Here is a 14,110-nt window from a genome sequence, read left to right as displayed (position 1 = left end):
ACGAACAGCAGCGCGGTAGATAGAACCGAATAGAGAGTGGTGATACCTATCGTCCAAGTTGCAGTCCGGCATATTCTGGGAGGCGCTTCCTGCATCGCGAACAGGGCATGTAGATTTTCTGCCGAACAGTATATTGTAACGAGTTGGAGTATCACGGGGATACTCCGGATCCTGATTTTCTGTTTTCTAGTGGAGTGCCCGAACCGTTTCAAGGGCAGTGTTTGGGATGCAGTTTGAGGTCGGGCAAGTGCTTGATTTTCCGCTTTTTGTGGCGAATCCGTCTCGGAATCGGATTTCGATGGAAGAGCGATTTCTACCCGGGGGTGTTCGGGTAATATCCGGAGTCGGGTTTTTCTAAAGATATCCCGCTTGGTTGCCTCACCATGAGCGACAATCAAATGACAAGAAACAAATTTTCTCTTGATTGCAATCAGGCGCCGGATTTAATTGGTTCACATGAACAGTCGTCGCGGGATGGTTGAAATTCCTCAGGGGTTCTGGGAGGGCATGCTTCGGGTGATGGCGGAGGAGGGTATTCGGGAGCATCAGCGCCCTTATTATTGTCGATGGGTGAAGGGCTTATTGGGATGGTCGAGCAAAGAGTTGACCCGGGAATCGACGGAGGAATACCTATCGCGGCTGCTACGGGACGAACGTTTGAGCGGCTGGCATTGCGCGCAGGCGGTGGAGGCACTGCGGCTGGCATTGTGCCGGGTGGGTCGGAACCGATGGGGGGATTGGGCCCGGGAGATTTCGTGGGCGGAGTGGCGGGAGAAGGCGCGGGAGCTGGAAAAGGAGCATCCGACGCGGGCGCGGAGGGAGATTCAGGTGGGGTCGTGGGTGGAGACGCAGGAGAAGTGGAAAACTCCGCATCCGGAGGAGGTCAAGGCGCTGGCGATGGTGGAACGGCTGGTGCGGAGCGAGGCGCGCGCCGGGGATTTCGCGTTGAGGACGGAGGACAGCTATCTGCAGTGGTGCCGGCGTTACACGTTGTTTGTGTATCGGGTGCTCAAGGGTGCGGAGGACATGCGGAAACCTGAATCGGTGGGCCAGTATTTGCATTTTCTGGCCATGGTCAGGGATGTGGCACCATCGACTCAGAAGCAGGCATTGAATGCGTTGTCGTTTTTCTTCAGGCGCTGCCTGTTACAGTCGGAGACGGATTTCGGGGATTTTGGGCTGGCTCGGATCCGGAAGCGGCTGCCGGTGGTGCTGTCGGAAAGGGAGGTATCGCAGGTGCTGTCGGAGCTGGGAGAGCCGTGGAAACTGGTGGGCTCGCTGATGTATGGCAGCGGGCTGAGAATTTCGGAGGCGATGCGGCTGCGGGTGAAGGATCTGGATTTCGATCGAGGCCAGATCGTGCTGAGAGAAACGAAGGGCGGCCGGGAGCGGGTGGTGCCGCTTCCGGAATCGCTGGAAGAGCGGCTGAGGCAGGCGGTGGAGGCGTCGCGAAAAGTTCACGAGGGGGATGTGGAGCGGGGTGAGGGCCGGGTGACGCTACCACGGGCGATGGAGAGGAAGTATCGGGGCCAGGCGAAGAACTTTCCGTGGTTCTGGTTATTTCCGGCGGTGAAGCTGGTGAGGGATGAGCAGGGAGAGCTACGTCGGCACCACCTGCATGAGGGATCGATGCAGAAACTTTTCAAGGAGGCAGTGCACCGGGTGGGACTGACGAAGCGGGCGACGAGTCACAGTTTGCGGCACTCGTTTGCGACGCACTTGCTGGAGCGCGGGACGGATATCCGGACCGTGCAGGAGCTGCTGGGGCACTCGGATGTGAGCACGACGATGATTTATCTGCACGTGCTGAAAAAGGAAGGCGCGGGGGTGAAGAGTCCGCTGGACCGGTTGGGAATGGAGTGAGGTGGGGAGGACTGAAAAGTGAAAGCGGAAAGCGGAAAGCGGAAAGCGAGAAGCTGAATGGCGTGGGTGAAGCTGAGAGCTGGAGCGGTGAGGGAATGGGCCGGCTGAAGCCGGCGCACCGAGGCGGGCAGATTGCCCGCTCTCCTTATGGGCATGCTGCCGCCCTTGGTCGGGGGGGACCCTCGGCCGGAGAAGTGGAGCGATGACGATGCGAGATCGTCCATGGTAAGGGATGCAGCCGAAAAGAGGTCCATCCCCCCTCCCCTGCATCACCTCGATTCGTAACCTCCGAAGATGCGGGCCTGCAAGGAGAGGAGATGGCATGGAGATGAAAATGCGGTGAGTTTTTCCGCGGTGGGAGGCTGCGCGCAAACTTCGAAGCTGACGCTGGCCTGCGGGCGCAGGGATTGAGGGGTCTTCCGATCTTGGAAGGGGCGAAAGGGACGAGGTTCGGGCTGGGGTTCGAGAATCAGTGACGGCCCGGAGCCGGGGCTTGGGGGCTGGTGCTCCGAGGCGATTTGAGAACTCTCGCTCCATCGCCGTGGGTTTCCGAATTTTCCGGGGGGAGGAGCTGGTTGAATCCCGGGACCCGGGGAATAAGGTCTCGTTTCAGGACAGGAGCCTTCGTGCGGGCAGATGGCCCGCTCTCCCTACGGCGAGGGCTCGGGAGCGCGAGACCATGCGAGTCGAGACTGGTCGGGGTTCAGGTGAAATTTCGGAAGGAAGCAGTCTTTCGGATGCTTAGACGCCGTCGTATCGTCCGATTCCGTGGTCATGCTGGACCGGGCTGCGGTTCAGTGGGTGCTTCGAGGGACCGCCTGCACCGGATGGTTTGAATGAGAGATATCCGGAATCGTCACGGGGACGCGTTGGGACCTCTTGGGCACTGGAGGCCGGGGAAGATGAATCTTCGACGTTTTCGTGAGCGCGAAGGGAAGTATTCTTTTCGGTCGTAGGCATGGAAGATCCGTCTTCCGCGTTTTCCTGCACGCGAGTGATGACGTTCAGGCGGAGGGTAAGCGTGGAAGATGGATCTTCCGCGTCTTCCTGCCCGCGGGTGTTGAGGTTTGGGCGGAGGGTAAGCGTGGAAGATGGATCTTCCGCGTCTTTCTGCGCGGAGACGGAGATGCTCAGGTGGCAGGTAAACGTGGAAGATCGATCTTCCGCGTCCTCCGGTTTCGAAGAGATTTCGTCTGCGTCGCTTGGGGAGATCATCGGAAATATTCAAAGCTTGGAAGATGAGTCTTCCATGGCTAGAATTCCGTGGTTCCAGTCGATTCGGCGTTGCAGGTTCGTGAGACGGCGAAGAATTGACGGATGAATCCCCTGCCCCTTCCCGCCATGGCCCTGAGCTTGCTTGAGTTTCGCGATCGGATTCTTCGATTCCGCCGGGTGTGGGAAAGCCTCGCCCCCGAAAAGGTGTTTTCGAAGGTGAGCTATGAGAAGTTTTGCGAGGAAACCGAGGAGTCCCTGGCAGTCCGTGAGAGGATCCTGGATTTGGAAATTCAGTTGAGGGGATTGCGCGCGGAGCGGAGTGCGGCGGACCGGAAATCCCGGGGAATGATGAGACGCTTGGTGTGGAGCGTGGCGGGAGATAAGAACTTCGGGGAAGACTCGGGTTTCTACAAGGCGCTGGGATTCATTCCGAAGAGCGAACGGAAGACAGGCAGAGTGCGAAGGAAGGGGAGGAAGAAGAGGTGAGGCCGCGCCTGAGGAAGGCCGAAGGGGCGGAGGTTTCTGCTTTTTGGGGCTAAAGATGGGGCAGCTGGGTCGAAAACGCCGGGGCTGCGGGACGAGTTGGAAACTCGTTCTCCGTATTGGACGTTCGCAAGCCGGAGGCTCGCGCCACTTTGGGCGACATTGACAAGGCGGAGGCTTGCGCGACTTTCGAGATCAGGCGGCGTCGTCGATCTGACGGTCGACGTCTTCTCGGAGGTTGTTGATGATGAACTCCTGGCGGTCGGGGGTGTTCTTCCCCATGTAGAAGGCGAGAAGTTCTTTGACCCCCTTCCCTTCTTCATACTCGACGGGGTCGAGCCGCATGTCGGGGCCGATCATGAAGGCGAACTCGTCGGGCGAGATCTCCCCGAGGCCCTTGAAGCGGGTGATTTCGGGGTTTTTGCCGAGCTTTTTCATGGCCTCGACGCGCTCTTCCTCGCTGTAGCAGTAGATGGTCTGCTTTTTGTTCCGGACGCGGAAAAGCGGCGTCTGCAGGATGTGGAGGTGGCCCTCGCGGATGACCTCGGGGAAGAACTGGAGGAAGAAGGTGAGGAGCAGCAGGCGGATGTGCATGCCATCGACGTCGGCATCGGTGGCGATGACGACCTTGTTGTAGCGCAGGCCCTCGATCCCCTCCTCCACGCCAAGGGCGGCCTGGAGCAGGGCGAATTCCTCGTTTTCATAGACGACCTTCTTGCCGAGACCGAAGGTGTTGAGGGGTTTACCGCGGAGTGAAAAGACGGCCTGGGTTTCGACGTCGCGGCTCTTGGTGATGGAACCGGAGGCGGAATCGCCCTCGGTGATGAAGAGGGTGCTGGCCTCGCGGAGCTTGTGCTTGGTGTCGAGGTGGGCGCGGCAGTCGCGGAGCTTTTTGTTGTGGACCTTGGCCTGGCGGGCGCGCTCGCGGGCCATCTTTTGGATGCCCTTCATGTCCTTGCGCTCGCGCTCGGCGAGAAGGATGCGCTTTTGCATGGCCTCGGCGGCCTGGGGATGCTTGTGGAGATAGTTGTCGAGTTGTTCCTTGAGGAAGTTTCCGATAAAGGTGCGCAGCGTTTCGCCCTGGGGCGAAACGGTGGCCGAGCCGAGCTTGGTTTTTGTCTGGGATTCGAAGACGGGTTCCTCGATGCGGACGACGATGGCGGCCTCGATGCCGGCGCGGATGTCGGAGGGGTCGAACTGTTTTTTGAAGAAGGTGCGGACGGTCTGGACGAGGGCCTCGCGGAAGGCGGCGAGGTGGGTGCCGCCCTGGGTGGTGTTCTGACCGTTGACGAAGGAGTAGTATTCCTCGCCGCTTTGCTCGGTATGGGTGAAGGCGATTTCGATGTCCCTGCCCTTGAGGTGGATGGGACCGTAGAGCGGCTCCTTTTCCATCTCCTCGCGGAGGAGGTCGAGGAGGCCGTCCTTGGACTTGAATTTCTTGCCGTTGAAGACGAGGACCAGCCCGGGATTGAGGTAGCTGTAGTAACGGCACATCCGCTCGACGTAGGCGGGCTTGAAGCTGGTGCGCGGGGGGAAAATGGAGCGGTCGACCTCGAAGGCGAGGCGGGTGCCGGGCGTGCCGGAGTCGGCCCGCGGGGTTTTCATTTCCTCGGTGACCTCCCCTTTCGAGAACTCGATGGCCTTGGTTTTGCCCTCGCGCCAGGCCTGGATTTCGAAGAAGCCGGAGAGGGCGTTGACGGCTTTGATGCCGACGCCGTTGAGGCCGACGGACTTTTTGAAGGCCTCGCTGTCGTACTTGGCGCCGGTGTTGATCTGGGCGGCGCAGTCGTAGAGCTTGCCGAGCGGGATGCCGCGGCCGAAGTCGCGGACTTCGACGCGGCCGAGGTCGTCGATCCCGATGTGGATCTCCTTGCCGTGGCCCATGATGAACTCGTCGATGGAGTTATCGATGACTTCCTTGAGCAGGATGTAGATGCCGTCGTCGGGCGAAGAGCCGTCGCCGAGCTTGCCGATGTACATGCCGGGGCGGAGGCGGATGTGTTCGCGCCAGTCGAGGGACTTGATGTCAGCTTCGGTGTAGTCGGCCATGGTGATGGTTTGGTTTTGTTAAGGAATAGCGGGGGGTGGGCGGGAGGGCAAGGGCTGCCTTTGGCGGAGTGGCGGGTGCCGGGTGTCGAGTGGTAATTGAGAAGCGGGAGACTTGGGTTGGGGGGGCAGCTTGCCGGCTCTCCCTAGGCAAGGACGGCGTTAAGGCGGAGGCGGTTCTGGCGTTGGAGGAGGATGCAGGGGAGATTGGAGAGGATGGCGTAGAGGGGCATGAGGAAGGCCCAGGGTATGGGATTCAGGGGGGTGAAGATGAGGGCGATGGCGAGGATCTGGGCGTGGTGGGCGGCCTCGCCGCGGCAGGTTTCATGGCGGAACCTTTCGTAGAAGGCGCGCTCGCGGCGGCGGAGCGATTTTTTGGCGAAGCCGCCGAACCACGGAGCGGCATCGGGGAGCAGGTGCTTCCATTTGCGGACCCGGAAAAACCGGTCGTAGAAGGCGGGCGACTCCCAGGGAAACGTTCGGAAAATCCCCCGCCCCGGCGTGAACCAGCGGGCCGGCAGGCGGGTGAAGAGCCAGGCGATGGCGAGGTGGGTGGCGGGAATGCCGAGGGTGTTGAGGAGCGCGAGCAGCCAGAGCGGAAGGTCAGGCGACATGGCGGCCCTTCCAGTTCACGGTTCCGCCAGCCTTGCCCCGGATGAGGGCGATGAAGAAGAGGGTTTTGTAAAACAGCAGCGTGAACGGATAGAAGACGGCGTTCCAGGCGGAGAAACGGCCGATCCAAACCATCTTCTCGTAGAGGGTCAGGGCGGCGACCCCGTAAGCGCCGGGAATGAGGAGCGTCTGCGGTGACCACTCGACCAAGCCAAGAACGAGCCCGACGAGCACCATCATGAGGCCCGTGATCCAGAGGGAAATGGCGGCCATGGCCCAGCCGGGGGCGAGCGCGGCGCCGGAGGCGAAGCCTTTCAGCCAGCTTTGGCAGAGCTGCCGAAAGCCTTCGGGAAACATGCGCATGGTGACGCAGCCGGCCCCGACGTAGGACCGGCAGGCGACGCCCATGGCTTCAAGCTCGCGGGAGAGGTGGAAGTTCTCCAGCACCTTGCGGCGGACCACGCCGTGGCCGCCGACGCGCTGGTAGTGATCGTAGGTGATCATCATGACCTGCCCGTAGAGACCGACGTGCCGGGCCCGGAAGCCCCGCGGTCCGGAGGCCCCGATGCCGCCGACCATGAAGAGATTGAAAAACACGGACCACTGCTCGTAGGCGCGCTCGAGGCGATGCCAGGGGCAGACGGACACCGCGGCGTCGCCGGAGCCGATGGCGGACACGAGCCGGGCGATGGCGTCCGGCTGCAGGTGGACATCGGCATCGAGGAAAAGCAGCAGCTGGCCGCTGGCGAGGTCGGCCCCCTGCTGGCAGGCCCAGGGTTTCCCGTACCATCCGTCCGGGAGGGGCTTGGAGGAAATGGCGCGGGCGCCGCAGAGCTTGGCCACCTCGTAGGTTTCATCATCGGACTGGTCGTCGATGACGAGGATCTCGTGTGGGCGCAGCCACTGGCGATGGAGCGAATCGAGCAGGATGGGCAGGCTGCGGGCTTCGTTGCGGGCCGGGATGATCACCGAGACCTGCGGCGGATGGCCGACCGGCCCGGGCGGCGGCAGCGGAGCCATGCGCCCGAGCAGCCACTTCGAGGCACCACCCGCCAGGGCGGCGCCTGCCCATGCGATTCCGACCGGCAACCAGCTCACGAGCCCATTCGGAGCTGAGCGCAGAGCCGGTCGCAAGCCTTCATCCCGCCCAGCACCACCATCGGCATGCCGCCGCCGGGATTGGCGCTGCCGCCGACGAACCAGAGGTTGTCGTAGCCCTTGGCCTTCTTCGGCGCCTTGAAGCCGCGGTTGAGCCGCCAGTCGCTGACCACGCCGTAAATGGAGCCACGGTTGGAGCGATACATCGTCTCCAGGTCGGGCGGCGTGAGCATGTCCTCAACGATCGTGTGACGGCGCAGTCCTTCGAGTCCCATCCGCTCGAGCTTGTCGAGGACGCGGTCGCGGAAAGCGAGGTAGTCGTCCGGCGTGAGCGGCTGGTCGGGATCGACCGGCGGAATGTGCGGCAGGATCTTGATGTTGTCGCAGCCGTCGGGCGCCTTCGAGGGATCGGTGCGGGTCGGGGCGACGAGATAGATGGTGGGATCGTCGGGCAGCTTTCCTTTGCGGAAAACGGTGTCGAAGTGCTTCGACTGGTCCTTCGAGTAGAAGAAATTGTGGTGGGCGAGCTGCGGGTAAACGCGGTCGGTTCCGAGGTGGAGCACCAGCCCGGAGCAGGCGGGCTGGTAGCGGCGCAGGCGCTTCATCTGCGACTCCGATGAACCCAGTAGTTCGCGGTGGGCGGGGATGACCTCCATGTTCGACACCACCTGGTCGGCGGCGACGCGGCTGCCGTCGTCGAGCACCACGCCGGTGACTTTCTTCCCCTCGCGGCAGATCTCGCGGACGCCGGTGCCGGTGTGGATGCGGACGCCCAGCTCGCGCGCGAGGCGGCCGAGGGCGTTCGACAGCTCGAACATGCCGCCTTTCACATACCACAGGCCGTAATCGAACTGAATGATGGGCATGAGGTTCATGAAGGCCGGGGCGTCCTTGGCGGAGGAGCCGACATACTTGATGAAGTATTCGAAGACCCGACGCAGCGACTCATCGTGGAAATGGGCGGCGATGGCGGTGTCCATGCGGCGGGTCCAGTCCATGCCGCGGTGAAGCCCGAGCAGTCCGTAGTGGCGGATCATTTCCCAGGTGGTGTCGAGCCCGGCGGCGAAATACCCCTCCTCCACCGCCTCGTATTGGCCGCGGGCGTAGTCGAGGAAGGCCTCCAGCTCGGTGGCGTGGACGGCGGGATCGCCGGGCAGCTTGGCCAGCTCGGCCCGCATCCGGTCGGGGTCTTCATGGAGGTCGAGGACCAGGTGGTTCTCGAAAAAATTCCGCCACTGCGGGGTGACGCGCTGGAGCGTCAGGTAGTCGTCCATGTCCCTGCCCGCGCGCTCGAAGAGCTCGCGGAAGATCTGCGGCAGGGTGAAGATGGAGGGGCCGAGGTCGAAGGTGAAGCCATCGATCTCCCGGACGTTGAGCTTGCCGCCGAGGTGGTCGTTCTTTTCGAAAACCTCGACGCTGGCGCCGCGGGCACGGAGCGAGATGGCGGCGGCGAGGCCACCGAGGCCGGCGCCGATGACGGCGATGTGCGGGGCGGGATCTGGCATGGGCGAAGAAGCGGGTTCCCCCGGTGGGCGGAGCGTGTTAGGTTCGGCGCGTGTCGGGCGATTTCAACCTCGGAAATCCACCCCCCGCCGACCTCCGGCTCACCGCCGCCTCCCGCGATGCCTACGTGCGGGTGCACGATGGGTTCGCGCGCGGCGTGGGGCGTGAGCCGGCGTCGCGCCGAGCCGCGCTGGAACGGCTGCTGAAGGTGCTGGAGGAGCGGGAGGATGCGATCCTCGAGGCGCTCGATGCCGACCTCGGGAAGCCCGGCCTGGAGGCCTGGCTGGCGGAGTATCACTTCGTCCGCGAAGACCTGCGGCTGGCAATCCGCAAGCTGGACTCATGGGTGAAGCCGCAGCAGGTGGGCAGCCCGTTTTTCGTGCAACCGGCGCGGAGCTGGATCCAGCGCGAGCCGCACGGGGCGGTGCTGATCATGGCGCCGTGGAATTATCCGATCCAGCTCTCGCTCAGCCCGCTGATTGCGGCGGTGGCGGGCGGCAACACGGTGGTGCTGAAGCCCTCCGAGCATGCCCCGGCCAGTGCGCGCCTGCTGGCGGAAATGGTGGCAGCGAGCTTCGACCCCAGCCATGTCTCGGTGGTGCTGGGCGAGGCGCAGTCGGCGGCGCGGCTGCTGGTGCAGTCGTTCGATTTCTACTTCTACACCGGCGGCGAAGCGGCGGGGAAAAAGGTGGCGGCGGCGGCGGCGCGGTATTTGAAACCCTGTGCGCTGGAGCTGGGCGGCAAGTGCCCGGTGGTGATCGACCACGCGATGGACATGGAGCCGGTGCTCGAGCGGGTGGTTTCGATGAAGGGCATGAATGCCGGGCAGACCTGCTTCGCCCCCGACTACGTGCTGGTGCCGGAAAACGAGAAACCGGAATGGTTGGCGGCCTTCCGCAAGGAGTTCGAGCTGCGCTACCGGCCGACCAAGGACCTGGCGCGAATCGTGAACCGGAGCCACTTCCAGCGCTTGATGAAGCTGGCGGCCGGATGGCCGGGGGTGGACCGGGATGACCCGCAGCGGCTGTCGTTTTCCCCACGGGTGATCGATGCGGACTGGTCGCATCCGTCGATGAAGGAGGAGATTTTCGGGCCGATCCTGCCGGTGATCGGATATGGCGAGGATGAGGAACTTTTCGCGACCCTGCGGGCGCAGCACGCGCCGCTGGCGATGTACTTGTTTTCGAACGACCGCGACTTCATCCGGCACGCCATGGAAGCGCTGCCCTCGGGCGGGGTGACGATCAACGACGTGGCGAAGCACGCGATGAACCACCGGCTGCCCTTTGGCGGCAAGGGACCCTCGGGTTTCGGGAGATATCGGGGGAAGCACGGGTTCGAGCTGTTCACCTACCAGCGCGCGGTGACGCGGCGAACCTTCCTCCCGGATCCGTTTTTGCTGACGCCGCCGTACGGGCGGAAGCTGAAGTGGTTGAGGAGGCTAATGGGGTAAGCGGACGAAGCGAAGTCTGAAGAGGCCCGCCAAGGGGGAAAGGCGCGGCGTGCCCCCATCCACTGGCTCAAACGTGCCCCCGGCAGGAATCGAACCTGCATCTAGCCTTTAGGAGAGGCTCGTTCTATCCATTGAACTACGGGGGCCTCGGCCCGGCAGACTACCGACCCGGCGCCGCGAGGCAAGCCCGGGACTTGCCCGAACCCTCCGAGGCGGACCAGCATCCGCCCGTGACCGACTCCCGGGCCAGCCTGCGGCATCGCCTCGAGCACTTCCTCTACCTCACGGTGGAGGCGGGGCTCGACCGGATCGACATGGCCACCTGCGTGGCGCTCGGCCGCGGCCTCGGTCGGCTGGCGCACGCGCTGAGCGGCCGCTACCGCCGGCTGGTCGAGCGCAACCTGCGGATCGCCACCGCTCACGACCCGCTCCCGCCCGAGGCGCTGGAAGCTCTGGTGAAGGAGACGTTTCTCCGCGGCGGCGCCAATTTCCTGGCCTCGCTGAAAACCCAGGTGATGCCGGTGGACCTGCTGGCCCGCCAGATCGATCCGGAGGCGCTGAAGATCCTCGACCGCAACCGCCGCGAGGGCTTCGGCACAGTGGTCGCCATGGCCCACATGGGCAATTGGGAGGCGCTGACCCGCCTCGGCGCGCTGGTGCTGGAGCCGGGGAGCTATGGCGGGGTGTATCGGCCCCTCGACAACCCGCTGATGGACTGGCTGACCCGCGAGCGGCGGACCTCGACCGGGGCCCGGCTTTTCAGCCGAAAGGACGGCTACTACGCGCCCTCGACCTTCCTCCGCGAGGGCGGCGCGCTGGCGGTGCTGGGCGACCAGCGGGCCGGCGCGCGCGGGACGGCGATGCCTTTCCTCGGCAAGATCACCACCTGTCCGCCGCTGCTCGAACTGATGGCCAAGCGGGGCCGGGCGCGGATCGTGACCCTGGAAATGCGGACCACCACCTACGGCAAGTGGTTGCTGGCCCTGCACCCGCTGCCGGAAAAATCGAGCACCCCGGAAATCATGGCCGCGCTGGAAAAGATCCTGCGCTCCAGCCTGCCGGATGTCTTCTGGTTCCACGACCGCTGGCGGGCGAACGCGCAGCATCCGCTGAGCTTGTTCACCCGCCTCGATCCGGAAACGGCGGCCCGGGCGACGGTCCCGCTGCGGCTGGTGCTTTCGACGCCCGCCGATGCGTCCGAGGGGGGCGTGCAGGCATTGTTGGCGCGGATGTTCGAGATCCGCCCGGATCTGCGGGTCGAGCGATTGATCACGCCATCCGCCCGATCCGATGACCCACGGGTGATGCTGCACGAGTGGGACGCGGACGCGCCGGAAACGCTGGCCGACGCGCTGGTGCGGCGGATTGACCTCAGCCACCCCGCCCCGCTCGATGGCTTCCTGCTTTTCGGCGGCGAACGGCCGCTGGCCATGGCCGCCCGACGGATGGGACACAAGGCGATCCTCGGCTTCTCGGTCAAAGGCCGACCGTGGAGCCGGTCGTTCGAGCCGCCGACCGATCCCGCGGGCTGGGCGGCGCTGGCCGATGCGATGAATTTCCTCCCCGGCCGCCACCAGTCATGACCCGCCCGCTGCAGATCTGCGTGCTGACCGACGGCAAGCCCGGCCACCAGAACCAGTCGCTCGGGCTGGCCGAGGCCATCGGGCGTCGCGCGCCGGCCGCCGTTTCCCTGCTGGAGGTGCCGGCGGGAAAACTCCGCTCGCTGGGGCTGATCGAGACCCCGGAGCCGCGGCCGGACCTCTTCATCGGAGCGGGCCACGCGACCCATGCCCCGCTGCTGCAGCTCGCCCGCAGGACCGGCGCGCCGTGTGTGGTGATGATGAAGCCCAGCCTGCCGGCCGGTTTTTTCGACCTCTGCCTGGTGCCCGAGCACGACCTCGGCGGAGCCGGCCCGGCGCCGAATGTGATCGCCACCAAGGGCGCGCTCAACCGAGTGCCTCCGCCCGATCCGGATCGCGCCCGCAGCGGAGGCCTGCTGCTGATCGGCGGGCCGTCCGGCAGCCATGGCTGGGACGCGGAAACGACCACCCGGCAGGTGGCGGCCATCGTGGACAGCCGCTCCGCGCTGGCCTGGCGGGCCACCGATTCCCGACGCACGCCGGAGGGGTTTCTCGAAGCTCTGCAGTCCGCCTCGCCGGCGTTCGCGCCATTTCCCCACCAGCAGACCGGCCGCGACTGGCTGCCTCAACAACTGGCCCACTGCGAGGAAGTGTGGGTCAGCGAGGACTCCGTCTCGATGATCTACGAGGCCCTTAGTAGCGGGGCCGCCGTGGGGCTGCTGCCGGTGCCGAGAAAATCCCGCACCTCACGGGTCGCGCGCGGCATCGACCGGCTGGCCGAGCAAGGCTGGCTGACCCCTTTCGACGACTGGCGGCCCGGCACCCCGCTCCCCCGCCCTCCCGCCACCCTGCGCGAGGCCGACCGCACCGCCGCCATCGTGCTCGAACGCTTTTTCCCCGATCGACGATGAAAGTCCTCCAGGTTCTCCCGGAAATGCACGCCGGCGGGGTCGAGCGCGGAACGCTCGAGCTGGCCACCCATCTGACCGCGCACGGCCACGAGTCGCTGGTGCTTTCCGGCGGCGGCCGGCAGGTGCCGAAGCTGGAAGCCGGCGGGACCCGCCACCTCACGCTGCCGGTTGGGAAAAAATCGCCCGCCACCTTGTTGCTCGTCCCCGAGCTGCGCCGGTTGCTGGTGAGCGAGCGTCCGGACATCCTGCACCTGCGCTCGCGGGTGCCGGCGTGGGCGATGTGGCTGGCCTGGCGCAAGCTGCCCGAGAGCGAACGCCCGCGGCTGGTGACCACGGTCCACGGATTCTACTCGGTCAGCCGCTGGTCGGCCATCATGACCTGCGGCGAGCGGGTCATCTGCGTGTCCGACAGCATCCGCGACTATGTTCTCCAAAACTACCCGAAGACCCCGGCCGACCGCCTGCGGGTGGTGCCGCGCGGGGTCGATCCTGCCGACTATCCCTTCGGCTTCCGTCCGGACGGGGCATGGTGCGAGGCTTTCCACGCCGAGTTTCCCGAAACCCGCGACAAGCGTCTCATCACCCTGCCCGGTCGGATCACGCGGCTGAAGGGCCACGAAGACCTCGCCACGATCCTGGCAGGCCTCGGCGACCTGACCGACGTGCACGCGGTGGTGGTCGGCGGCGTGCACCCGAAAAAGCAGGCCTACGCCGAGGAGGTGCGTCAGCGTTTCCACGACGCGGGCTTGGATGACCGCGTGACCTTCACCGGCAACCGCGATGACCTGCGGAACATCCTGGCGATCTCGACCCTGGTGCTTTCCTTGACCCGGCAGCCGGAGTCCTTCGGCCGCACGACGTTGGAAGCCCTGGCAATGGGCGTGCCGGTGACGGGTTATTCCCACGGGGGCGTGGCAGAGCAGCTGGAGGAGCTGTTCCCTGAGGGAAAACTGACGCCCAACCAGCCGGAAGCCGCCGTGCCAGTGATCCGCGGGTTGCTGCAAAAAGCCCCGCCCGTCGCGCAGCCGAATCCGTTCACTTTGAAGCGGATGTTGGAGGGGACGATCGAGGTTTATCGCGAGCTGATGGGCTGAGCTCGAGGTCAGCCGCCGACTCCCTCGCGGGGCTTTACGCCACTTCGGGGTCCGCCTGACATCCACCACCGACTCCGCCTCGGGCTGTACGTTGTTCCGCCTTCAGGCGGTTTCGCTGGTAGGGAACCCGGGCTCCGCAACCGCCTGAAGGCGGAACTACGGGCAGCCAGTGGCGGCCTTCACCGCCACTTCGGGGTCCACCTGACATCCACCACCGACTCCGCCGCGGGCTGTACGTTGTTCCGCCTTCAG

General features: G+C 64.7%; 10 protein-coding genes and 1 tRNA gene. 6 read left to right on the top strand and 5 right to left on the bottom strand.

All coding sequences use genetic code 11. The annotated features are described in order from the left end of the window. The first annotated feature begins 456 nt into the window (after positions 1-456). Complete coding sequence (locus ABXH26_RS20275; RefSeq protein WP_353568931.1) at positions 457-1,863, top strand: integron integrase; 1,407 nt, start codon at positions 457-459, stop codon at positions 1,861-1,863. A 1,317-nt stretch (positions 1,864-3,180) separates the two neighbouring features. Beyond that, positions 3,181-3,564, top strand: a complete 384-nt coding sequence (locus tag ABXH26_RS20270) for a hypothetical protein (RefSeq protein WP_353568930.1) — start codon at positions 3,181-3,183, stop codon at positions 3,562-3,564. 192 nt (positions 3,565-3,756) lie between these two features. Here the strand turns inward: ABXH26_RS20270 and ABXH26_RS20265 are convergent, their stop codons facing one another. From ABXH26_RS20265 to ABXH26_RS20250, 4 genes are all read right to left on the bottom strand, one after another. Then, positions 3,757-5,610, bottom strand: coding sequence for a DNA topoisomerase IV subunit B (locus ABXH26_RS20265; protein WP_353568929.1), 1,854 nt, complete (start codon positions 5,608-5,610; stop codon positions 3,757-3,759). Between the two features lie 143 nt (positions 5,611-5,753). Next, positions 5,754-6,221 carry a glycosyl-4,4'-diaponeurosporenoate acyltransferase CrtO family protein gene (locus ABXH26_RS20260; RefSeq protein WP_353568928.1) on the bottom strand — a complete coding sequence of 156 codons (468 nt, stop codon included), beginning with the start codon at positions 6,219-6,221 and terminating at the stop codon, positions 5,754-5,756. Further along, positions 6,211-7,317 (bottom strand): glycosyltransferase, encoded by a 1,107-nt coding sequence (locus ABXH26_RS20255; RefSeq protein ID WP_353568927.1) that lies wholly within the window; start codon positions 7,315-7,317, stop codon positions 6,211-6,213. Before ABXH26_RS20255 ends, ABXH26_RS20260 begins: the two co-directional genes overlap by 11 nt. Next, positions 7,314-8,822, bottom strand: coding sequence for a phytoene desaturase family protein (locus ABXH26_RS20250; RefSeq protein WP_353568926.1), 1,509 nt, complete (start codon positions 8,820-8,822; stop codon positions 7,314-7,316). The genes ABXH26_RS20255 and ABXH26_RS20250 overlap by 4 nt, the downstream gene beginning before the upstream one ends. 50 nt (positions 8,823-8,872) lie before the next feature. Here ABXH26_RS20250 and ABXH26_RS20245 point away from each other — a divergent pair, with 50 nt between their 5' ends. Next, positions 8,873-10,273: an aldehyde dehydrogenase family protein gene (locus ABXH26_RS20245; RefSeq protein ID WP_353568925.1), complete on the top strand. Its 1,401-nt coding sequence runs from the start codon at positions 8,873-8,875 to the stop codon at positions 10,271-10,273. Positions 10,274-10,347: 74 nt separating this feature from the next. Here ABXH26_RS20245 and ABXH26_RS20240 read toward each other — a convergent pair. Then, positions 10,348-10,419, bottom strand: a tRNA-Arg gene (locus tag ABXH26_RS20240). Between the two features lie 84 nt (positions 10,420-10,503). Here ABXH26_RS20240 and ABXH26_RS20235 point away from each other — a divergent pair. The 3 genes from ABXH26_RS20235 to ABXH26_RS20225 are packed head-to-tail and all read left to right on the top strand — an operon-like array spanning position 10,504 to position 13,858. Beyond that, entirely contained in the window at positions 10,504-11,856 is a 1,353-nt protein-coding gene (locus ABXH26_RS20235; RefSeq protein WP_353568924.1) for a lysophospholipid acyltransferase family protein, read from the top strand. Continuing rightward, entirely contained in the window at positions 11,853-12,764 is a 912-nt protein-coding gene (locus ABXH26_RS20230; protein ID WP_353568923.1) for a mitochondrial fission ELM1 family protein, read from the top strand. Before ABXH26_RS20235 ends, ABXH26_RS20230 begins: the two co-directional genes overlap by 4 nt. Beyond that, complete coding sequence (locus ABXH26_RS20225; RefSeq protein ID WP_353568922.1) at positions 12,761-13,858, top strand: glycosyltransferase family 4 protein; 1,098 nt, start codon at positions 12,761-12,763, stop codon at positions 13,856-13,858. Before ABXH26_RS20230 ends, ABXH26_RS20225 begins: the two co-directional genes overlap by 4 nt. Positions 13,859-14,110 lie beyond the last annotated feature (252 nt).

This window comes from Haloferula sargassicola, from assembly GCF_040362925.1.
GTDB lineage: Bacteria > Verrucomicrobiota > Verrucomicrobiia > Verrucomicrobiales > Akkermansiaceae > Haloferula > Haloferula sargassicola.
The sequence above is the reverse complement of the archived record's forward strand: the minus strand, read 5'-3'. Positions and strand labels throughout refer to the sequence as shown.